Annotated in this window: 19 protein-coding genes; 11 read left to right on the forward strand and 8 right to left on the reverse strand. The window is 43.3% G+C overall.

The genetic code is table 11. The features are described from left to right. Positions 1-16 precede the first annotated feature (16 nt). From msbA to L5M29_RS06305, 3 genes are read left to right on the forward strand one after another with little or no spacing between them, the layout of a single operon-like run. Positions 17-1825, forward strand: a complete 1809-nt coding sequence (gene msbA / locus L5M29_RS06295) for a lipid A export permease/ATP-binding protein MsbA (protein WP_105252892.1) — start codon at positions 17-19, stop codon at positions 1823-1825. Continuing rightward, entirely contained in the window at positions 1826-2821 is a 996-nt protein-coding gene (gene lpxK, locus L5M29_RS06300; RefSeq protein WP_263166794.1) for a tetraacyldisaccharide 4'-kinase, read from the forward strand. It abuts the gene before it with no gap. Between the two features lie 10 nt (positions 2822-2831). Next, positions 2832-3011 carry a Trm112 family protein gene (locus L5M29_RS06305; protein WP_006081200.1) on the forward strand — a complete coding sequence of 60 codons (180 nt, stop codon included), beginning with the start codon at positions 2832-2834 and terminating at the stop codon, positions 3009-3011. Positions 3012-3148: 137 nt separating this feature from the next. On the opposite strand, the gene L5M29_RS06310 is transcribed toward L5M29_RS06305, so the two are convergent. Then, positions 3149-3610: a hypothetical protein gene (locus tag L5M29_RS06310; RefSeq protein WP_028760398.1), complete on the reverse strand. Its 462-nt coding sequence runs from the start codon at positions 3608-3610 to the stop codon at positions 3149-3151. A gap of 131 nt (positions 3611-3741) precedes the next feature. Between L5M29_RS06310 and L5M29_RS06315 the strand changes: the two genes are divergently transcribed. Continuing rightward, positions 3742-4431 carry an energy-coupling factor ABC transporter permease gene (locus tag L5M29_RS06315; RefSeq protein ID WP_263166796.1) on the forward strand — a complete coding sequence of 230 codons (690 nt, stop codon included), beginning with the start codon at positions 3742-3744 and terminating at the stop codon, positions 4429-4431. Positions 4432-4579: 148 nt separating this feature from the next. Here the strand turns inward: L5M29_RS06315 and L5M29_RS06320 are convergent, their stop codons facing one another. From L5M29_RS06320 to L5M29_RS06330, 3 genes are all read right to left on the reverse strand, one after another. After that, entirely contained in the window at positions 4580-4936 is a 357-nt protein-coding gene (locus L5M29_RS06320) for a glutathione S-transferase N-terminal domain-containing protein (RefSeq protein ID WP_263166798.1), read from the reverse strand. 303 nt (positions 4937-5239) lie between these two features. Then, positions 5240-8635 carry a DUF748 domain-containing protein gene (locus L5M29_RS06325; RefSeq protein ID WP_263166800.1) on the reverse strand — a complete coding sequence of 1132 codons (3396 nt, stop codon included), beginning with the start codon at positions 8633-8635 and terminating at the stop codon, positions 5240-5242. Between the two features lie 255 nt (positions 8636-8890). Further along, positions 8891-9271 carry a VOC family protein gene (locus tag L5M29_RS06330; RefSeq protein ID WP_028760394.1) on the reverse strand — a complete coding sequence of 127 codons (381 nt, stop codon included), beginning with the start codon at positions 9269-9271 and terminating at the stop codon, positions 8891-8893. A gap of 435 nt (positions 9272-9706) precedes the next feature. Between L5M29_RS06330 and L5M29_RS06335 the strand changes: the two genes are divergently transcribed. From L5M29_RS06335 to L5M29_RS06345, 3 genes are all read left to right on the forward strand, one after another. Next, positions 9707-10411: a DUF445 domain-containing protein gene (locus L5M29_RS06335; RefSeq protein WP_105253144.1), complete on the forward strand. Its 705-nt coding sequence runs from the start codon at positions 9707-9709 to the stop codon at positions 10409-10411. A 102-nt stretch (positions 10412-10513) separates the two neighbouring features. After that, positions 10514-10864 (forward strand): VOC family protein, encoded by a 351-nt coding sequence (locus tag L5M29_RS06340; RefSeq protein ID WP_105252887.1) that lies wholly within the window; start codon positions 10514-10516, stop codon positions 10862-10864. Next, positions 10839-11072, forward strand: a complete 234-nt coding sequence (locus tag L5M29_RS06345) for a DUF1289 domain-containing protein (protein ID WP_263166802.1) — start codon at positions 10839-10841, stop codon at positions 11070-11072. Before L5M29_RS06340 ends, L5M29_RS06345 begins: the two co-directional genes overlap by 26 nt. Positions 11073-11197: 125 nt before the next feature. Here L5M29_RS06345 and cdd read toward each other — a convergent pair whose 3' ends face one another. Further along, positions 11198-12088, reverse strand: coding sequence for a cytidine deaminase (cdd, locus tag L5M29_RS06350; protein WP_263166804.1), 891 nt, complete (start codon positions 12086-12088; stop codon positions 11198-11200). 211 nt (positions 12089-12299) lie between these two features. After that, the gene (gene sbcB / locus L5M29_RS06355; RefSeq protein WP_263166805.1) at positions 12300-13718 is read right to left on the reverse strand and encodes an exodeoxyribonuclease I; all 1419 of its coding nucleotides are present in this window, start codon (positions 13716-13718) and stop codon (positions 12300-12302) included. Positions 13719-13894: 176 nt separating this feature from the next. On the opposite strand from sbcB, the gene L5M29_RS06360 reads away from it, so the two are divergent. Continuing rightward, positions 13895-14113: an Arm DNA-binding domain-containing protein gene (locus L5M29_RS06360; protein WP_263166806.1), complete on the forward strand. Its 219-nt coding sequence runs from the start codon at positions 13895-13897 to the stop codon at positions 14111-14113. Positions 14114-14448: 335 nt separating this feature from the next. Here the strand turns inward: L5M29_RS06360 and L5M29_RS06365 are convergent, their stop codons facing one another. Further along, complete coding sequence (locus L5M29_RS06365) at positions 14449-14910, reverse strand: Fur family transcriptional regulator (protein ID WP_263166807.1); 462 nt, start codon at positions 14908-14910, stop codon at positions 14449-14451. Between the two features lie 232 nt (positions 14911-15142). Here L5M29_RS06365 and L5M29_RS06370 point away from each other — a divergent pair, with 232 nt between their 5' ends. Continuing rightward, complete coding sequence (locus L5M29_RS06370; protein ID WP_263166809.1) at positions 15143-17389, forward strand: TonB-dependent receptor; 2247 nt, start codon at positions 15143-15145, stop codon at positions 17387-17389. Between the two features lie 173 nt (positions 17390-17562). On the opposite strand, the gene L5M29_RS06375 is transcribed toward L5M29_RS06370, so the two are convergent. Then, positions 17563-18486 carry a hypothetical protein gene (locus tag L5M29_RS06375; RefSeq protein WP_263166811.1) on the reverse strand — a complete coding sequence of 308 codons (924 nt, stop codon included), beginning with the start codon at positions 18484-18486 and terminating at the stop codon, positions 17563-17565. A gap of 452 nt (positions 18487-18938) precedes the next feature. On the opposite strand from L5M29_RS06375, the gene L5M29_RS06380 reads away from it, so the two are divergent. Both L5M29_RS06380 and L5M29_RS06385 read left to right on the forward strand, forming a co-directional pair. Continuing rightward, entirely contained in the window at positions 18939-19346 is a 408-nt protein-coding gene (locus tag L5M29_RS06380) for a DUF1398 domain-containing protein (RefSeq protein ID WP_263166812.1), read from the forward strand. 288 nt (positions 19347-19634) lie between these two features. Continuing rightward, positions 19635-20507, forward strand: coding sequence for a hypothetical protein (locus tag L5M29_RS06385; RefSeq protein WP_263166814.1), 873 nt, complete (start codon positions 19635-19637; stop codon positions 20505-20507). The last annotated feature ends 21 nt before the right edge of the window (positions 20508-20528 follow it).

Genomic DNA, 20528 nt, shown 5'->3' on the forward strand with positions numbered 1-20528 from the left:
TAATTTAGTGTTATCAATGACAACATCTCCTAAAGACGAAATGTGGACAGTTTTCAAACGATTACTGGGCTATATAAAACAGATGAAAGGCATGTTTATGCTTTCAGTTGCGGGATTAATTATTTATGGTCTCGTCGATGCCGCCTTTATCGCTTTCATCGGCCCCTTTATTGATAAGGGTTTCTCCGGCGGCGCACCTGCTGCGGTGACCAACGGCATCGCATTGCCAACCAGTGAAGGTTTCCACGCAAACAACGACGTGCTTATGATGGCGCCGCTTGTGGTTATCGTTATGTTTTCCCTACGTGGCTTTGCTAACTTTGTTTCGACTTACGGCATTTCATATATGAGTGCACGTTTGATCATGGACATGCGTCAGCAAGTGTTTGAGCATTATCTGAGTCTGCCTGTCAGTTATATGGATAAGGAAAATACCGGTAACTTGATCTCAAAAGTGACTTTTGATACTGAGCAAATCGCTCGAGCATCGGGAAGTGCTTTGATTTCCATCGTCCGCGATAGTGTGACTGTGTTTGGTATGCTGGTGCTGATGTTCTATAACTCTTGGAAGCTATCCCTCTGTATTCTTGTGATTGGTCCTATCATGGGCATGGTCATTGCGGTGGTTAGTCGTCGTTTCCGTAAGGTTTCTAAGCAAATTCAAACCGCCATGGGCGGCGTGAGTGCCACAACTGAGCAAATGATTAAGGGCCATAAAAACGTATTGGCCTTTGGTGGACAGGAAACAGAAGCAACCCGTTTTGCTAAAGTAAACGATCAAAACCGCCATCAAAATATGAAGTTAGCTGTGGCACAAGCCATTAGTCAGCCTTTGATCATGATTATTGGCTCATTCGCCTTAGCCTTTGTACTTTATGCGGCAAGCTTAGACAGCATGAAAGCCGATCTTACCGCGGGTACCTTCGCGACGATTCTTGGCGCCATGATGGCCATGTTACAACCCATCAAAAACTTAACCCGAGTGAATGCCGAATTTCAACGGGGTATTGCGGCTTGTACCACAGTGTTTGAATTACTGGATACGCTGCCAGAGTCCGATACGGGAACTTATACTGTCGAGCGTGCTAAGGGTCATCTACGTTTTGATAATGTGTGTTTTACCTATGACAGCCAAGATCGTCGTGCACTTGAGAATGTCGATTTTGAAGTCAAACCCGGGCAAACCTTAGCCTTAGTTGGACGTTCTGGCTCAGGTAAGTCGACTATTGCGAGTTTAGTGACCCGTTTTTATACGGGCCTTGAATCCGGCGATATTCTGCTTGATGACGTCAGTATCTACGATTACTCGCTAAAATCGCTGCGCAATCAAGTGGCACTGGTATCGCAACAGGTGACCTTATTCAACGATACGATTGCCAACAACATCGCCTACGCCTATCCCGGTGAGGCGACTCGTGAGCAGATCATTGAAGCTGCGACCTTGGCCTATGCGATGGAGTTTATTGATCAGCTGCCCCAAGGCCTTGATACCCAAGTGGGTGAGAATGGTGTGTTATTGTCCGGTGGTCAAAGGCAGCGGATTGCGATTGCGCGCGCTATGTTGCGTGATGCGCCTGTGTTGATCCTCGATGAAGCGACCTCTGCACTGGATACTGAGTCAGAAAAAGCCATTCAAAAAGGGTTAGATAACCTCAGACAAAACCGCACATCTGTAGTGATCGCCCACAGGTTGTCGACCATCGAGAGTGCCGATCAGATTTTAGTAGTCGATCAGGGGCGGATTGTCGAGCGCGGGACGCACCAATCACTATTGGAATTAGATGGCATGTACGCCAAATTATACCAAATGCAATTTGGTAGTTAGATGCAGGCCTTAGTGAATAAAATCTGGTATCAGGGCCATCCACTGCGATGGCTCTTGTTACCGTTATCTGGCTTATTCGCGGTTATCACTTATGTGCGCCGCGCTTTGTTTCACCTAGGGATGAAATCACAAACTGTAATGCCTGTACCTGTCATCGTCGTCGGTAATATTACCGTCGGTGGCAGCGGTAAGACGCCAACTGTGATTTATCTGATTGAATTACTGCGCCAACATGGATTTCACCCCGGTGTAATCAGTCGTGGTTACGGTGTTGATATTCAAGGCGTTAAATCGGTTTGCTTAGGTGCAAGTGCGGCAGAGGTGGGTGATGAACCTGCCATGATAGTGGCGCGTACTCAAGTGCCTATGGTGGTTGGTGCTAAACGGGTCGATGCGGCTAATGCGCTTATTGCTGAGTTTGGTGTTGATGTCATCATCTGTGACGATGGCCTACAGCATTATGCTCTGGCACGCGATATTGAGCTGGTGGTGATTGATGGTCAGCGCGGTTTAGGCAATGGCTTGCTATTGCCAGCAGGTCCATTGCGTGAAGGCGCGTGGCGTCTCGATACCGTGGATTTTATTGTCAGTAATGGTGGCTCAGCAGCAAAAGGGCAGTTCGAAATGCAACTGACACCTACGGCAGTGAAGCCTGTTAAATGTGATGCGACGTCTGGTGAATATACTTTCGATAAGTCTTTGCCGCTCGTTGCGATGGCGGGCATAGGTAATCCAGCGCGTTTCTTTGAATCGTTGCGCGCACAAGGCTATCAACTGGCCTTCTGCCATGGTTTTGATGACCATCAGGCCTACGATAAAACCCAGTTAGGTGATTTAGCCCAAGGCTTGCCACTGTTGATGACAGAAAAAGATGCGGTTAAATGTCGCGATTTTGCACAAGAAAACTGGTGGTATTTGGCGGTCGATGCCAAGCTATCCCCACAATTTGATGAACAGCTGCTCGCACGTCTTCGTGAAGTGGCTGCAGCTAAATAAGGAAACTTCCATGGCATTCGATAAAAAATTGTTAGATATAGTGGCTTGCCCTGTGTGTAAGGGAAAACTTGAGTACGATAAAACGACGCAGCAGTTGATTTGTAAGGCAGATAAACTTGCTTATCCGATCACTGAAGGTATCCCTGTGTTATTGGAAAATCGTGCTGTGCCACTGACCGAATCAGTTTAGTGTGACGTGAATGCGCGTATTGTCTCATACGCGCATGCTTGTTTTTTATTCTGCTTATTATCGTTTTAGCTATTTTTAGCCGATTTAAGTTTTTTGTATTGGTAACTGTGCACGTTTCTTCATTACTTTGAGTTTAGTTAATAGCTCATAAATTTTTGTTTATCAGCATTGGTTGCACCCTCTTGGCACTCACCGCGGATTTCTCCTCGACCAGGCTCGATAATTCGGCTTAATTCAATATAACCTTCGCGGCAATAACCCGTCATTTCAAGGGTTTTGATTAAACCCAAATCAACCTGTCTCCCCCAAATTTCTAATGAGTCCTGTAGATCTTGCATCGCGCGACGTTGCTCACGGGGATCTTGCATATTACGTATGCGTGCCTCGTGTGGAAAAGGGCGCTCTGTATCATTCATTGTCGACTTTTCATCGACCAGACGCGCTTTGTAGCTGAAGAGTTTAAGGCCATCGCTTTTAATATCCGTCGTTAACTTATCCCGTAATTTTCCGGCGAGTTCACTCGGGTCAATTGGCGCACTGCTGCAGGCGATGAGCGAGAAACAACTTAAGATGGCAAGGCTGAGATATCGAAACGGCATAATCAAATTTAACTCTTAGTTATTAACTGACAGAAGAATACCTTAATATGGCCCTAAAGTTCATGGATTTATGGCATTCTCATTGGCTGAGTACGCGCCGATAGGTGTAATGGATTAAGGATGGGCGAGTAATGTTGGCGTTTTGGTCGAATAAATGGGCGCAAATCGAATGGGATATGAGCCTGACTCAAGGTATATGCCTTATGTTCTTGGCGTTATGGATCTACGCCATATGGCCAAAAGAAGAGTTAGTGCAGCTCCGGCGGGATAAACATCTCCAATTACGTTTGTTGCTGACGTTGGTGGGGATCAATGCACTGTGGTCGTTAAATGCCAGTATTCAAACTGGGTTGCATCTGCATTTTCTGGGAATTGTCACTTGTATGCTGATGTTCGGCTGGCGTCTTCCGACTCTAGTGTTGCTGTTGCCGAGCGCTTTTTTTAGTCTTTTTGTATTAAAGCAGCCCGCTGATTTTGGTGCTTTTAGTTTGTTCGCTATGGCCGTGCCGCTGTTTCTGTGTTTTATCCTATACAGTCGCAGTTACCATTTATTTCCTAAGCATATTTTTGTATTCATCTTCGTCGGTGGTTTTATCAATGCGGGCCTCTCAACTGTATTTCATCAATTGAGTTGGGCGATGTGGTTGTGGTCTGCAGCGGATTGCGATTGGAATGTGTTAGCGGACGACTACCTGATGCTAATCCCTTTGCTGGCATTCCCAGAGGCATTGCTTAATGGAATGGCGGTGACGCTATTGGTGGTGTATCAGCCCCAGTGGTTATTTGATTATTCTGACCGTGAATATTTGTGGCGTAAGTAAATGCGATAAAACAACGCAATAAATGAACTGCGCCCGAAACCTCGTCATTCCAACGTAAAGCCCTTTGTAAGGAGCCCATTGAACAGACGATTGAAAAGTTTACTGGGCGCACTTATTTGTATATTTGCGCTGACCGTTGCGCCGTGATTTAGGCGAAGCGTTGGTCTAAGTAGTTAATGATTTCTTTTGATTCATATAACCACTGTACTTGACCGTTTTCTTCAATCCGCAGACAAGGCACTTGCTGTTTGCCGCCTTGAGCGATGAGTTCATCTTTATACGGTGCTTTTTTAGCGTCGTGGGTCACGATGTCGAGTCCTTGGCGACGCATTGCACGGCGGACTTTTACACAAAATGGGCATGCAGGATATTGATACAGGGCTAATGCTTGAGTTTGAGCATCAATTTTTTGTTGCTCAGCCAGTGGACGTTGGCGCTTCTTAGGGCTAAATACGAAGTTTAAAAACAGAATAATCCTGCCTAAAATCCAGCGAATGATAAACATGTTATTGACCTTAATGATAATTTTTGTGGAAGAACATTTGTGCGTCATGGCGCCACAGAAAGCGTGCGGCGAGTCTGAGACCCAGTCGTTTAAAAACTGTGATCTCAGTTGTATAAAGGCCGCAGAGTGTAACCTATGGCACCAAGCTCGGCCAACATTTTAGAGTGAATTAACAGATAGATGATTTGATTGTAGAAGAATGGTTTTTTGATTGGTTATGACGCTTAGCCATAAGGTAAAAGCCCGCTAAAGTCGAACTTTAGCGGGCTTAGTTTTATATAAAAAGCAAGTTAATTGGCTAAGTTATTGAGCATCAATGGTGAGGCTCACTTGGGCTGCATTCTGGGTTAAACTCACTCGGCTTTCGAGCAAGAAGATCCGCTCTGGAGCAATTTCTTTCACGTCCACAAGGTAAGCTTTAACGGCTTTGGCTCTTTCTTGGGCCAAATTACCCAACATGCCATCGTTAACATTCTGCGCTTTTACCGACAGATTATATAAAGCGATATGCCAGCGGGTGGTGATTTCGTCATCTGAAAGCTGCGCGTCTTTGGCCTCTGCGATAACAGTGTCTTTGATTTGGGCAGGATCGGCTTTAACTTCTTGTTCATAAAGCTTTACTAGCGCATCGGCAAGCGGCCCTTGGGTCGGGAATTGACTAGGACTTAAATCATCAGGTAACGCACTAAATTCAATATTGGCTAATTTAGCCAATTTACGCTTCATGATGCGCTCAGCAATGGCTTGGCTGTCATTGATGGCATCGACTTCCCCTTCAACGCTGAGCTTGAGCATAGGTCTGTCGAGTAAGGCGCTAGCGAGTTTGTCTAAACTTTTTTGCTCATCTTCACTTAGGCTGAATTTACCTGCGGCAAAGCTGATCTTATCTAAGGTTTCGTCAGAGCCTATGAGTCCTGCTAAGAAAGTGAAGGGCGCTGTGACGGCTTTAGTGATCACATTGGTAATCGCCGTCATTATGATGCTGCCGACACTAAAGCTGGGTGAGTCTAAATCGCCTGAGACCTCCGTACCTAAATCAATCACGCCGTTACGGTCCTGCAGCAGGGCAATCGCGAGCGTGATGGGTAAGCTAGTGGCAAGGTCACTGTCACTGGGTTTACCAAGTTTCAGTTGGTCTATGACCAGATGGTTACTGCCCTTGAGCTTGTTCTTATCGAGTTGATAGTTCAGCGATAGTGATAGCTGCCCTTTATCTATGTAGTAACCCGCATAGGTGCCTGAGTAAGGATTGACTGAGGTTAACTCAACGCTCTTAAAGACTAAGTCGAGATCTAAATATGGCATATCTAGCAAAGGGTTAATATCGCCTTTTAGAGTTACAGGCGCGTACTTGTCTATCTTACCTTTGATATCGACCGAGGCCTTCGTCCCTGGCGTTGACGACAAGTGAGTGATATTACCTTCAAGTAACTCAATCCCTGAGGCAAAGTTTGGTGTCAGTGAGTTATCGGCAAAGTAAGCTGAGCCTTGGCTAAAGCTAATTTTTTGAATATCGAGGCTTAACTCAGGCGTTGTCTTGCTTGCCGTTTGCAGCTCGGTTTGCTTAGCACTGGCTGTGGTTGTGTTTTTAGTTGTCTTGCTATTTGCAGCCGGAGCCTCAACGATAAGATCGCTGATATTAGTGGTTCTATCTTTGGCTATCACCACTTTGGCGTAGGGTTGATTAAAGGCTAAGTGATCAATTTTGATTTGATTTTTCTGTTGGTCAAAATCCAGTTGATTGATATTCATCTTTTGCCATTTGACCAGCGGAGCATTACGCAATTTGTCATGAATAGCTAAATCATCGAGCTCAACATTGCCACCGTAAATGGCTTTGCCTTTAGCATCGGCGGTCAGTTTGCCTGCTGAGCTTAATAGACCGCTCTTGAGCTGGATATTCACGTAGGGCGCTAAATAGGGCTGAAATTGGGTTAATGCCAGCTTATCGAGTTGGATATTGGCATCTATGGTTTCGCCCGTCACATCGACTTGGCCTTGAGAGCTCAAAGTACCTTGACCATTGAGGCTGAGTTGTAGCTCATATTCAATCGGAGCGGTTAAAGTACTCGTTATGACCTTAGTTGAAAAATTAAGCGGATACACTCGCCATTGCTGCGGCGTTGCCGTTAGCTTTTGTTCTGATAGATTAAGGTCATAGTTTTCAATATTGAGCGCATCGAGTTGCACTAACCAAGTGTCTTTTGAAGGTGTCTTAGGCGCTTGCTTGACTGGCTGTTGAGGATTTGCCTCTGAAGCGGTGTCTGCAGCGGTTTCTTTAGTGGCATTAGTGGTGACATTTGCAGTCGCTTCTGTCTTTTGTTCTGTTTTATCACTCTCGTTAGTTGCGGCTAATTCGCTTTCCGTTGCTTTGTCTGCGCTATCGCTTGCATCAGTAGCAGTCTCTGCTATTTGACGTTTTTCTTCCACTTGCGCAACTTGTACGCGTTCTAGCGATTGAGCATCTGCTGGCTTAGCATCGATTGGTTTAGCAACCGGCTGCGTAGTCGTTGTGGAGGCGCTTAACGATTTAGGCATGAATAAGCCAACAAGATCGAGCCCGTCTTGGTTCAAAATGGCACTCATTGTTAGGCCATCGCTGTGGAGTTTGTTGATATGCACTTTCTGCTGCTTCAAGTTGGCTGAAATGCCGTCGAGGGCAAACATGGGGAGCTTGACCACTGAGCGATCTTTGTCGTTAATGTTAAGTTTTTCAACAATAAACTGGCCATTGTTGCTAGTGACTTGTAACTCACCATTCTCGGCAAGATCCACTTGATACTGAGTTTTAATACTGAGCTCGCCATCCGTGAGGACGGGATTAAATTGATCGTCGATAAATCGCCATAGTGGTGTCAGTTTCAGTTTGGCGACTTGGATGTCACCCGCAACTTTTAGCGGGAACAATTGGAATTGCCCCTGCAAACTGATTTCACCAGCATGATCATCACTGAGTTGTATTGCATAGTGATTGTGCTTGATAGGCGCAATGGGTGAGTCAGACGTTGATTGGGCGTTTGGTGTCGTATTATCAACTTTGTTTACTTTTATGGCTGGTGTTATCGATGCCGATGATGCCGCCATCAAATATTCAGTATCAAGGGAACTGAGTTTTAGATTGATATTGGGGTAGTTCACTTGAGCGTGGGTAATTTTGTCATCGAAGTTAAATTGTCCCGCATCCAACACAAATTGGCTGAGCAGGACACGAACGGGTGAGCTGGCTTCTGTGGGGGCTGTTTCTGTGCTCGTGGATGAATGCTTGTTCAAGGTCTGCAAAATATCGTCGAAGTTGAATCCAGCTTTCCCTTTTTTCTCCACGCGAATGATATGTGCGAAAGGTGCTTGTATGTGCATGTTTTCGATAACGGCGGCGCGATTAAAAACAGATCGCCAAAAGTGTATTTCGAATTGGACTTGTGCAATGCCAGCAAAAGGTTTGTCGTCTTTTTCTTTAATGGCCAGTTGGTCGATTTCGACTTTGAAATTAAAAGGGTTAATGCGTATATCACCGAGGGTGACGGGACGACCGAGCAGAGTTGAGAGTTTTTCTGGTGCCAGCGTGGTTATCGCATAGGGGAGGATTAAACCTAATGTGCAGACATAGCTAAGGTAGACTGCTGTGAGGTAAATAATCACTCGCAGGTATCTTGGGAGGGCAAAAAAAGAGTGTCTGAATTGCGATAACTGGGTCAGCATTAATATCAAGGCTCCAATGCATAAGACAGGGAAAAACTTCCATAAGTACGGACATTCTAGCGAATAATGCTAATGTTTCCAGAAATTATTTATATTTTTACCAATGAAATCTTGGTATTACACAGACAATAACGTCTTCTGATCTAAGACGTTTCTGAGTGGTAACCTATTATCTACATTGATAACTACATGTGTTTCAGCCTATGGCTAATGATTTGAGTCGTCAATACTCGCTATATTGGAGGCTATTTTTGATCAGCGATTTAAATAACTAATCGCTGCAATAATGGCGCCTTGTGGATCTTTTATCCAACAAAAACGGCCTACTTCGGGAATATCTTCAGGACCAAACAGAATATCCCCGCCAAGTTTTTTTGCGCTGATAGCGACTTGATCGACATCGTTAACGGTAATGTAGCCGGTCCAATGTGAGGGAAGCATTGGGAGCAAACTATCGGTGATCCCCCCAATGCTGACGCCCTGATTTTCGATAATATGATAATTACCGTGGGGCATTTTGACGGTTTTAAAGTGCCAGCCAAAAATCTCAGCATAGAAGTGCATAGCCTCTTCAGTATTATTGGTTGTCAATTCATGCCAACTTAACGCTCCTGCAGTGTTAAAAGCCGATTCCATAAGCGCATCCTTTATTCTATTTTGGGTAAATTTTGTGTATTGAGCCGAGGTTAACTGTCAGTGTTCAGTGCCGGCTGTATTTTGAGCCATATTTTTTGTGCGTTATCTTGATTGAGTGTAGTTGAGGTAAGTTGATAATTCACAGACGGTAAATTAAAATTTTTGCGTTTTTTAGGTCGGCAAACATTAAATTAACTTAATGTTCTACAAGGAGATTCACTTTATTTGGTGCTGGCTAATCAGCTTCTTGTGGCTCAGTGGCGCTGCGGCTTAGTTGATGGGCTTCATCTTGCCCCTCGCGCCAAGACTTAGCACTGAAAACAGATTTTAAAACGGGTTTGTTTACTGTGGTTTGAGTGTTAGACCTGACTCCCGTTAACTTGTTAATATAGGCGAGTTTTGCATCTTATCGATGCCACCTTAGGGGATACGAGATTGAATAAGAGTTTAGTGACGAATTTATTGGCGGCTGCTTTGGTCGTTGTGGGTTACCTGATGAATTCGGCAATTGTCCTGAATGTCGGATTATTTGCTTTATCGGGTGCGATTACCAACTGGGTTGCAGTTTATATGTTGTTTGAGAAAGTCCCCGGACTCTATGGTTCGGGAGTTGTGCCTTCTCGTTTTGAAGAGTTTAAGGCGGGCATTGCTCATTTGATGATGAAACAGTTTTTTACCACTGAAAATATCGACCGATTCCTATCTGAAAAAGAAGGGCTGAGTAAAATAGACTTGGCGCCAGTGATTGAAAAGGTTGATTTAGCGCCTTCTTTTGATGCGTTAATTAGCACAGTCGCCCAATCTTCCTTTGGCGGCATGTTGTCTATGTTTGGTGGCACAGATGCCTTATTGCCGTTAAAAGAGCCGTTTATTGTGAAGATGAAAGCTTCTTTAGTTGAAATGGCACAAAGCGATGCATTTCACGAGTTGCTGAAACAAGAAATTGAACAGCCAAATGTGATGGCCGATCTGCAAACTAAGATTGCTAACATAGTGGAACAAAGATTAAACGAGTTAACACCACAAATGGTGAAACAAATCGTTCAGGACATGATCCAAACGCACTTAGGTTGGTTAGTGATTTGGGGCGGCGTGTTTGGCGGTCTGATTGGACTTGCCGCAGCCTTAATCCAAGGTTAACCTGAGTTAAAGCCGCGAATAGAATGGGAACTTTGGCTCCCATTTTTACTTACGCATTTTATGTCCATCATTTTGTGCCCTGATTAAATAGCAAGGAAGTTTATGAATCGTCACCACAGTATCAATTATTTGGAAATCCCAAGTCGCGACATTGCGAGCTCTAAGGCCTTTTTTAGCCAGGTTTTTGGATGGACCTATGTCGATTATGGCCCTGAATACAGTTGCTTTATGGATGTCGGCATTACTGGGGGATTCTATCAAGCCGACGTGAATTTCACCCTCGCAAAAGGTTGCCCGCTGATTGTGATCTACAGCCAGAACTTAGAATTGACTCTGACGGCTGTCGTAACTGCTGGTGGCATTATCACAGCTGACATCTTTAGTTTTCCGGGAGGCCGTCGATTCCATTTTGTTGAACCTTGTGGCAATGAATATGCTGTCTGGTCAGAATGATCCTAATGTCACTCCTTGTATTCGAAATTGTTGTTTAGATCAGCAAGATATTTGTTTAGGTTGTTTCAGGCATCTTGATGAAATTTTAGCGTGGCGCGTTATGTCGGAAGTGGAGCGGCAAGCTTGTTTTATTAGGATGGAGGAGCGTAAGGGGGAGTATCTGGCTAAGTTCAATGACGTGGTTAGTAGAAGACAGGATGGAGTATGACTAGCCGTCAGAATTGCTTACGATAATTGATTTTTAAGCTTTAAGTGGATAATCGAACGGCGAAATACGTATTAACGTATTTCGCCGTTGGCATTTTGAAACACCCTTGGCATTTGAAGCAGGAGTTACACTGGATCTACCACTATGTGCTCAAGTTCGATGGCGGCAACGGTATGGAGCGCATCCATAGTCGCGCCAACTAAGCTGATTTTTCCTTGAGATGACTCAATTAAAACCGCACGGCTGATATCGCTAAACTCACGATTGTGGCGTGCCAGATTTGATAAGGCCATCTGCATGGGCAGCATAGAGGGATTGAATGCCGCATTTTCTGCGTAGCGACCGCAATAGGTTGCACCATCGTGAGTTTCTAATACCACGGCGGCAAAACTTTGGGTGTAAGGTGCATAGCTTAAACCGGCATGATCTAAGCCTTCTATGATCATAGGATCGGCACTGTCTAGTGCAAATTCAGTTTGTTGCTTGGCCATTAAGGGCGAAGTGACATTTAAGTCTTTTGGCCCAAAAGCATAGGGTAAATAATAGGCCAGAGGATGGCTTTCCTGTGCGGGTAGATGAATGCAGATCTTGCTCCCTTCAACCAGTTCATTCATAAACTGACGACAATGACCGCAAGGACTGGCATTAACTATGATATCAACAATTTGGCTTTCACCACTGAGCCATGCGTGGCTGATAGCGCTTTGTTCTGCATGGACAGAATGAAATAACGCTTCACCGAGTAATTCTAAGTTGGCACCCATGTAGATATCGCCACTTTTACCTTTGGCTATCGCGCCGACATAAAACTCACTGATAGGCGGTTTGGCCAATGCCGCTGCTATCGGCAGTAATGCTAATAACACTTCTGCTTCGGTCATTTTGCTTGCACTTGTTAGCGTAGCAAGTTGCTGCGCATCAATGTATCCAGCAAAATTCTGGTGCAACATTGGGATAAGTGCATCGGCTAACGGCGTTGGCAGTTGGGTTATGCTACGAATGAATCTATCTTGCATTTCCCTATTCCTTATTTGTTAAGTTCATGGAAGAACATTCTAGTAATTTTGTTACAGCATAAATGCGAGTTAGCTCGCGTTTATACGCTGTCAATGTCAGTGCTATCGAGAGTGATAAACTTATGTTACTCACGTATAGAGTGAGTCTATTGGTGCACACAAATAAGCTTAAGACTATAAAACAAAAGACTTAAGCTTGAATTTACACAACTTAAAGTTCACGCAAATAATGACAAAGGGCAGCAAGTAGCTTTTGCTTAGTCTCATCCGCTTGTGTTTCTTGTAGCAAATTTTCTAATTTAAGTACGTAGTCTTGATCGGCTAAGCGACTTTGACAGAATTCACGCCAGCGCTGCGACTCTGTATCATCGAGTAGTTCAGGGTAATTACGGGCGCGGTAACGAAACAGCATTTCAGGAATACGTGGATCATCAAACTGCAAATCTAACGCCGCTAGATTTTGCGGTAGGGTATGACGGATGATTTCCATTTTTGCTTTATCAGCTTGGCTAAAGAACCCACCAGAATACAGCATCAAATCGGGATCTGTGGTCGCTCTGCTGTCATCGTGCTCAAATAATAGCGCCAGTTTTTCACGTAATTCTGGGTGACGTTTTAGGCGTTTATACTGCTCTCTGGCAAATTCTTTATCTATACCTAAACGAACGGCATGCTCATCACTGAGGATTTTTGCCGAGGTGATAAAAGGGCACTTATTAAGATGAATTTGTTTTACTGCAATAGGTAATTCATCTTCGGCAAGATCAGCCCTTGACGTATACATGCGCGTTTTAATTTGCTCGACATCTAGCTCGAATAGCGGTGTTAAATCCATGGCTAAATTAACGCAAATAACGGCATTTTTGTTAGTTGGATGGTGCGCTACGGGTGAAATCAACGTTGCACAACCATTACGCGCACTAATTTTAGAGCTCACATGGACCAAAGGCTGCATATTGAGCACATCGATTTGATCGCTAACCGCTTGCTTACGGCGCAGGTCAAAATAGTACTGATATAACTTAGGCTGTTTCTCGCGAATGAGTTTTGCCATGGCGATGGTTGCATACACATCAGACATAGCATCATGGGCTTTCTCATGGCTTAAACCATTCGCTTGGGTCAGATGTTCTAGCTTAAAACTCGGAGAGCCATCTTCCTTTGTCGGCCAGTTAATACCTTCGGGCCTAAATGCATAACAAGCGCGCACTAAATCAATGATATCCCAACGAGAGTTGCCATTTTGCCATTCACGGGCATAGGGATCGATAAAGTTCCGATAAAAGCCATAACGGGTCACTTCATCGTCAAAACGCAGTGAGTTATAACCTGCAACACAAGTGTTTGGTTGGCTAAATAGCGCTTGAATTCGTCCCATAAACTCAGTTTCAGGGATGCCTTTTAAATTAGCTAACTGTGGAGTGATCCCTGTGATTAATATTGCTTCCGGAGACGGCAAATAATCAGTGGCTTGCTTACAATAGAATGTCTCAGGCTCGCCGATGATATTGAGATCTAAATCCGTGCGAATGCCAGCAAATTGCGAGGGTCTGTCTTTCGCTGGGTTCGCTCCAAATGTTTCGTAGTCGTGCCAAAAAATCGACCCTGCTTTATCGTCTTTCATCTTCATTTATTTTCGTTCTCTAAAGCATGTAACTTCATGTTATCAGTAGTTAAATTGCTTTAATTGGATTCGTTGTCATTCACATCAATTTAGTATGCAGCTCTTCGATGTGAGTACATAATCTGTATATATTGGGTTCTGCGTCAGATTAGCTAAAATCACATGTACACAGGGTAATTAAAATGTCTTTATCTGACAATTGGTTACGTGCAATAAACGGCAATCCATATTTAGAGAAACCAGAGCTTGCAGACCGCGACGGCTTAAGCGTTCGTATTATCCCTGCAGGGACTATAACATGGCAGTATCGATTTAGGATTGATAATCCATCAGGGTGCTTAACCTTTGGTCTCTACCCGGATTTAGGACTTGCTGACGCACGTAAGCTGGTCCCTGTGTGACTAAATTCATGGGTAAATATTATAGATCCCTATGCGTTTTGGAAACCGCTTAACACATTCGAAGGCCGATCAGTTCCGCTTTACTCGAGATATTATAAGAACAGTGGAACTTATATCACTCGCCATGGCGCTTTCCCACGGCAAGCGACCGGGTAATGTTGCTTCTATTAATGAGCTGGTCCGCGATATGAAATCAAGACTGGCATATCCACGATTTTAGATGGACATTATCGACCAGAATGTCGGAGGCTGGGGGATTTATAGCGTTACTGTGAGTATGGGATAAGTTCAGCAACCATGATAAATAGCGTTCCAAATTAGTTAATGTACATAACTTAACTATTACGTTGCTGCTGACATTCATGACACCAACCCGCTAATTCAAGCTGTGGGCTCGATAAGGTAAATTCTGCTTGGCTAACATTCAACTGTAACTGTTCAACAAGAGCAGTGGGCAATGCTATCTCCGTGACTTTTTGACAAGTATTACAAATTAAAAATTGATTATGAATGTGATGATCGCATACATGATGGCAGGCAATATACTTATTCACCGTTAATAACTTATGCACTAATTGTTCCTGTACTAAGAAATCCAACATGCGATAGATAGACATTATGGGTAAACTCTCGCCCAAACTTTGTTTTAACACATCGGCAATTTCATAGGCAGACAAAGGAACATCATGATCCTGTAATACGATAAGTACTTTTTTGCGCTTACTGGTAAGATTGATGCCTTTTTCTTCACACTTTTTCACTGCTTCACGCAGTAAATCAAGATTTTTTCCTGTCATAGAACTGCCAATTTTTTTGAAATGATCATACTTGCACAGTTTACCTGATCCACCCCTCCTAATGACAATCTTTGTTAGCAATCATCAATCACCATACCGAGTGTTGTTCTGATTGCCATTTACAATCAGTAACTTAATTTACTTTCATTCATATTGAACTCGACTGATACATGATGATACGTTGTAACATATCATTTGTTTCAGCAGTAATCATATGGAGACGACCCACAAAATGAATTCCCACAAATACCTTCTGTTATTAGGTGTTGGCACTTTAGCTGTTTCAGCAGAACCTATTGAACGTATCAATGTCACTGGGCATGCTTTAGAAAAACCACTAAGTCAAAGAATACAAGCTAGTAAAATCGAACTCAGCGGCGATGAACTTAATAATCGTAAAGCCGATACCTTAGGAGAAACTTTAAGCCAATTACCGGGGGTAGACAGTGGTTTTTTTGGTAGCTCATCGGGTAGGCCACAAATCCGTGGATTTGGTGGAAACAGGGTTAAAATGTTGCTCAATGGAACTCAAGTTGAGGATATGTCGTCGGTGAGTGAGGATCAATACATCCCCATCGAGCCCTTTCTTGCTGACAGTATCTTGGTCATTAAAGGTCCTACAGCTGTGATTGCCTATGGTGGGCAAGCGATGGCAGGCATTGTTGATCTCCAAGATGGTCGTATTCCATTGACCCCAATCAATGGGTTTAACAGCCGCGCTGAAGTGAAAGCTGGCTTCAATAGTACAAGTACCGCACTGGCAAAACTTACCGCAGGGAATGAATCTTTTAACTTTGCGCTTAATATGATCAACAAAGACCGTGGTGACTACGATATCCCTGGATATTCTAAAGACAGCGATTGTAAAACGTGGTCAAAAGTCGTAGGTGCCGCACAGTTTGCCGATCTATGCCAAATCAAATATGCGCAACCTGTGTGGCAGATGAACAATCAATTAAAACGCTATGAAGATGCTACACCTTTAGAACAACAAATTATCACCGACTACTCAATAGACAGTAATGGCACTGTACTTAACAGCAGCCACCACACATCATCATTCTCGGCAGGCGGAAGCTACACTGGCCAACAACGTCTTTTGGGTTTGGCTTATGGTTATACGGACACTCATCGCGGTATTCCGGGATTTATGCGTCGTGGCAGCAGCGCACCAGTGGATTTTGATCAACGGGGTAATATTCGAATTTTCTCCCGTGGTGATCGCGTAGATATGAAGTATGTCGAAAACTGGGATGACAATTGGATAAACTCATTTAGCCTCGATGGCGCCTATTCGAATCAAGTCGATGATGAGCATATGGCTGAGGTATCCGTCAACCAATTCGAACTTACCTCTTGGGTCATTAGCCCTAAGCTCTATCATAGTTGGACATCAAACTTCGATGGTGTCTTAGGATTACAGTACGACACTAAAGCCTATAAAGGGGAGGGCTATGACAATTACATGCCTGATGTCGATAGTCAAAACTATGCAGCCTATACGCTACAAACCCTGCACTTTGGTCCGGTTACTTTTGAGTTTGGAGGTCGTTATGATGCGATTAAGTACCAAGTAAACGCAGAGGGTTACAAGGTAGGTCGAGGCTCAGGAGCGAATGTTAAAGATAGAAATTTTTATCTCCAAAGCTACTCAGGATCACTGCAATGGGACATATTGCAAAATTGGTCAACACGAGTCAATTACGTTCATGCCGAGCGTGCTCCTGAAATGAGTGAGCTTTACGCCAGTAACCCACACTATGCTCTGTTAATTGAAGAACAGGGCAGCTCAAATCTTAAAAAGGAAATTAATCACTCCTTTGAAATAAATACCACCGCGAAAATCGCCGATTTACAGCTAATGGCAAGTTGGTATCAAAATCAATTCAATGATTTTATTTATCTTGGTAGTACAGGCCTTGAGCGTAATGGTACTTATGTTCGTGAATGGCGCCAAGCAGATACAAACAATCAAGGGTTAGAGGTACAAGCTATCTATACCTTCCCGTGGCAAAGGTGGGGAGTTTTTGAGCTTAGCACATTTACTGACAGAGTGAGAAATACTCCTAGATATCAATACGATGGTAGTTACGACATCTTTAGTACTCGTCCACCTCTCGCTGGTGAGCGGGACGAATACTTTCGCCGCAGGTTAGAAGGCACTTCAATGCCTCGAACACCACAATCCAAAACAGGCACTGTACTAAATTGGCAGTATGATGCGCTTACTGTGTCCATCGATTATGTTCGCTATCATTCACAAGGTGACGTTAGCAGATTTGAGAGGCCCTCTGAATCTTATGCTTTGCTCGGAGCCAATATCACTTTAGATCAAGTCATTTCGAAAGTGCCGACTCAATTCTACCTAAGCTTAGATAATCTTACCGATGTAGATGCGCGCCCACATAACAGTTTCCTAAGGCATTTATCTCCTATGCCAGGTCGCTCAGCGGCTATTGGTGTCAGAGTGCAATTCTAAAAAGTTTCCTTCAAGGCTAATGGCCTTGAAGGTTTTCATTTGATTTCTTGATACCCAAGGCCAAAAATCTAACCTCCTTCAATTCAAGCCGCGACTTGCTGTTTTTTATCCCATTTTCCGAGAGATGTTTTTAAGTCATGACGGACCCAAAGCGTTTATCTGATGAAGCCTATTCAATGATATTTCTTACATAATATGGAAAAGTCATCCATTGGATTGAGTAAGAAATCTTTACCGACAATGGAAGTCATTTCTGATTCAGATATAAAAGGATTGTCAATTTTAAAAACTAATCGTTGATTCAATTTACTTTTTATCAAAAAATCGCAATGGCGTTGATAAAATAACTGGTCAAATTGACCATTATCGATAATTCTCTGGAGGCCAATTTGTATTCGCTGAGCTAAGCAAGGTTTGTTAGGTGAAACATAATAATATGTCGCTAGCGGAATATGTAGCATGATGCTTTCATCAACAACGAGATCTGGATATTGTTGATTAAACTGCTTAACCTCTTGAAAGACTTCATTCACTCCGCGGCCAAATGTTATAAACCGTCCTTTTGATAACATATTAAATAAACTGTCATATTGATTGCTTTCTATAATCTTAAATCCTGCTTGTTGCATGGCAACTTTAGTTGACCATTGGCTACCTGAACCAGTATCAAGAGCAGTTAACTGCGCTAGAGAGGTGATTTGAGCTAACCTAGGTACATTTTCCTTTTTAATAATAAAAATTCTAAATCCTTGAATGCCTTTTCTAATGGGAATTTTTATTGGAATAAGCTGTTTATTCCACTGTAGGTTAGAGGCTTCTGCAATAACATTGATGGTTTCACCCTCTTGTAATGCTCTGAAGATACGATTTCGACTCATTATTAGATCTGAGACTTGTAGTGATGCTTCACCAAAATCGGCTTTGGTTACATCAATAACTAATTGTAAAAGGTCATAAGTATACTGATATCTGTGATCAAGCTTGGATTCTGACTGATTGATAATGAATTGATCATTAGCAGAAGTGACGGGTATGTTTGCCAAGACCCACTGGGAAAGAATACAAAAAATAATGCCCAGTCGCTGTAAATTATCCATCAATAAACTCATTGCTAGAGGTTGAAATTGATTCGGTGTGCTTATTTTAGCAGTAGCCTAGATGGCTTGCGGGATAAAGAAACAGATGATAAGCGTAAATGATATATTTTTTTAGTTTGGGTTTATGTGAGTTGTAAATCAATTTAGACAGCCCAACGGTGTTGGCACTGGGTGCGAGTGGCTCGCAGAATATTTTAAAGTCCTTATGTTGTTTAGCCATAGTGTTTTTAATATGGCTTTACGTTATATATGCATAAACGTGTTTGTAGTCTGGCAACGATTTTGGGGGAAGTTTGAAGGTCGTGTTTATTGCGTTAATCATTTATGAGAACGTGCTTTGAGCGTTTAACCAGCGCCGGCGCATGCTCCACGTTTTTACAGTGCTATCACTTTGGCTCTACTGCTGATGTTGAACATATAAATTGACCACTCAAGACCCAGAGAGGACATCAATGAACTCGGATAAAATTTTAGAATCTGCACAAGCAACCTTGTCTGGATTAATACCATTTCCTCAAATTGTCGGCAATCTTATTGCTGAAGGTGTCGAGTATTACTATGTAGACTATGCCTTGAAGTTATTTACTTTCTATAGCGCAGCAGGTTCTACAGTGCAATCACCTTTATCATTTGAGGGACTTCCATTAATTGCTGACAATTTTAATGTGATTGAACTCAGAGCCGCCATCTTGGATAGTCAGCAGCATGGGCAAAGATTTCGGCTTTTCTGCCAGCGCGCTATGAATGCAGGAGTTCAAGGTTATTTCGTGTTTTTGCGAGGTAAACGTGTAACCTATTTTGGCCGTCAAGGTGACCAGCATACCGAATGGTTTTCTGGCGCTAAGCCGAGCGATGTCTAACAATGCTGACTAGGCTCGCCACTTTCTGGGCAGGGTGCATCGTGAGTTTTACATTGGGTGAATGGTTACGTGAAGTTCATTGTATACGTCACTTACATCTTCCTGTGCTTAACGTTATAGATCACTGGAGGCATAAATATGCTACCACGCAATGTCACTACTATTTCTCGAATGCCGATTTACGGCATCATGAAGATTAAGTCATATCTTGCGATGGTAATGGTTTACGGGGTGATTTTAATTGGTATTGGACGGTACAATTGCGGTTAAATAGGAGAATAATGTCTTATGTATCATCAATTTCTAAATGAACCTATGGTGCTTGATGTTGAAAAGGCATCAATACTCACATTACGGCTGCCCGACGATGTGAGTGATTTTATTGTGTCGCAGGCGATCAATGCCCCTTTACTAGAGATTATCGTCATAGCTGAAGCCGGAATTCAGCAAAATATAGTCATCCGCTTCCAGCCGTTTATGGGTCTTAAGGTCGAATCGTTACCGCAAAGCCCTCAGGCTTTCAATACACCAATAACCCGCAGCCTTGGGCAAGGTTTTAGGCTTTATACACGGATGGGAACTGCTGCGAAATTTTGTGCGGCTGAATTGAGGCGAGGTGTATCTTTTACCTTAGATACGACTCGTCATTTAGATGCAGATAATGACTTAATAGTAGGTGCAGATAATGACTTAATAGGTGCAAATAGTTACTTAAGTTTTGCCTTACAAGCCAATTCAAAGTTTGAGTTAGTACCCTTAGAAGCGGATTTGCGGGTTTTGCATGAGCCCAAAGCGTTAATGGTTGCTAAAGCACTGTTAGCAAGGCACTACGACTATGCCGCATCATCTGAATCTCTTGCAATTTACATGACTGAAATCGAGCAGGTTAGATTAGAATTGCAGGCGTTTATGCGCGGGGAGCTTGGTCAATGTCACGCCAGCCTTGCTGATGAAGTATTAAGGATCGATCCCTTGCTACTGCAGAAACAACAATGGTTATTTAGAACCTATACCCATATGTTTGAGCGACCAAACTACAGCCGCGCTGCTAATGATGTTGATAACACTGATAAGCTATTAAGAAAATTAGAGTGTTATGAATTACTCGCTTCACCGGAATTGATCCTGATGGTAGACCGATTGATGGAAGACGAAACATAAACTTTTTACCCAAATTTAGCT

It is taken from the genome of Shewanella sp. SM95, from assembly GCF_025653595.1.
Taxonomy (GTDB): domain Bacteria; phylum Pseudomonadota; class Gammaproteobacteria; order Enterobacterales; family Shewanellaceae; genus Shewanella; species Shewanella oncorhynchi.

Bases quoted from the DNA above. Each gene is read 5' to 3' on its own strand.
- msbA (WP_105252892.1), top strand. From the start codon at position 17: ATGACAACATCTCCTAAAGACGAAATGTGGACAGTTTTCAAACGATTA.
- lpxK (WP_263166794.1), top strand. From the start codon at position 1,826: ATGCAGGCCTTAGTGAATAAAATCTGGTATCAGGGCCATCCACTGCGA.
- L5M29_RS06305 (WP_006081200.1), top strand. From the start codon at position 2,832: ATGGCATTCGATAAAAAATTGTTAGATATAGTGGCTTGCCCTGTGTGT.
- L5M29_RS06310 (WP_028760398.1), bottom strand. From the start codon at position 3,610: ATGCCGTTTCGATATCTCAGCCTTGCCATCTTAAGTTGTTTCTCGCTC.
- L5M29_RS06315 (WP_263166796.1), top strand. From the start codon at position 3,742: ATGTTGGCGTTTTGGTCGAATAAATGGGCGCAAATCGAATGGGATATG.
- L5M29_RS06320 (WP_263166798.1), bottom strand. From the start codon at position 4,936: ATGTTTATCATTCGCTGGATTTTAGGCAGGATTATTCTGTTTTTAAAC.
- L5M29_RS06325 (WP_263166800.1), bottom strand. From the start codon at position 8,635: ATGCTGACCCAGTTATCGCAATTCAGACACTCTTTTTTTGCCCTCCCA.
- L5M29_RS06330 (WP_028760394.1), bottom strand. From the start codon at position 9,271: ATGGAATCGGCTTTTAACACTGCAGGAGCGTTAAGTTGGCATGAATTG.
- L5M29_RS06340 (WP_105252887.1), top strand. From the start codon at position 10,514: ATGAATCGTCACCACAGTATCAATTATTTGGAAATCCCAAGTCGCGAC.
- L5M29_RS06345 (WP_263166802.1), top strand. From the start codon at position 10,839: ATGAATATGCTGTCTGGTCAGAATGATCCTAATGTCACTCCTTGTATT.
- cdd (WP_263166804.1), bottom strand. From the start codon at position 12,088: ATGCAAGATAGATTCATTCGTAGCATAACCCAACTGCCAACGCCGTTA.
- sbcB (WP_263166805.1), bottom strand. From the start codon at position 13,718: ATGAAGATGAAAGACGATAAAGCAGGGTCGATTTTTTGGCACGACTAC.
- L5M29_RS06360 (WP_263166806.1), top strand. From the start codon at position 13,895: ATGTCTTTATCTGACAATTGGTTACGTGCAATAAACGGCAATCCATAT.
- L5M29_RS06365 (WP_263166807.1), bottom strand. From the start codon at position 14,910: ATGACAGGAAAAAATCTTGATTTACTGCGTGAAGCAGTGAAAAAGTGT.
- L5M29_RS06370 (WP_263166809.1), top strand. From the start codon at position 15,143: ATGAATTCCCACAAATACCTTCTGTTATTAGGTGTTGGCACTTTAGCT.
- L5M29_RS06375 (WP_263166811.1), bottom strand. From the start codon at position 18,486: ATGGATAATTTACAGCGACTGGGCATTATTTTTTGTATTCTTTCCCAG.
- L5M29_RS06380 (WP_263166812.1), top strand. From the start codon at position 18,939: ATGAACTCGGATAAAATTTTAGAATCTGCACAAGCAACCTTGTCTGGA.
- L5M29_RS06385 (WP_263166814.1), top strand. From the start codon at position 19,635: ATGTATCATCAATTTCTAAATGAACCTATGGTGCTTGATGTTGAAAAG.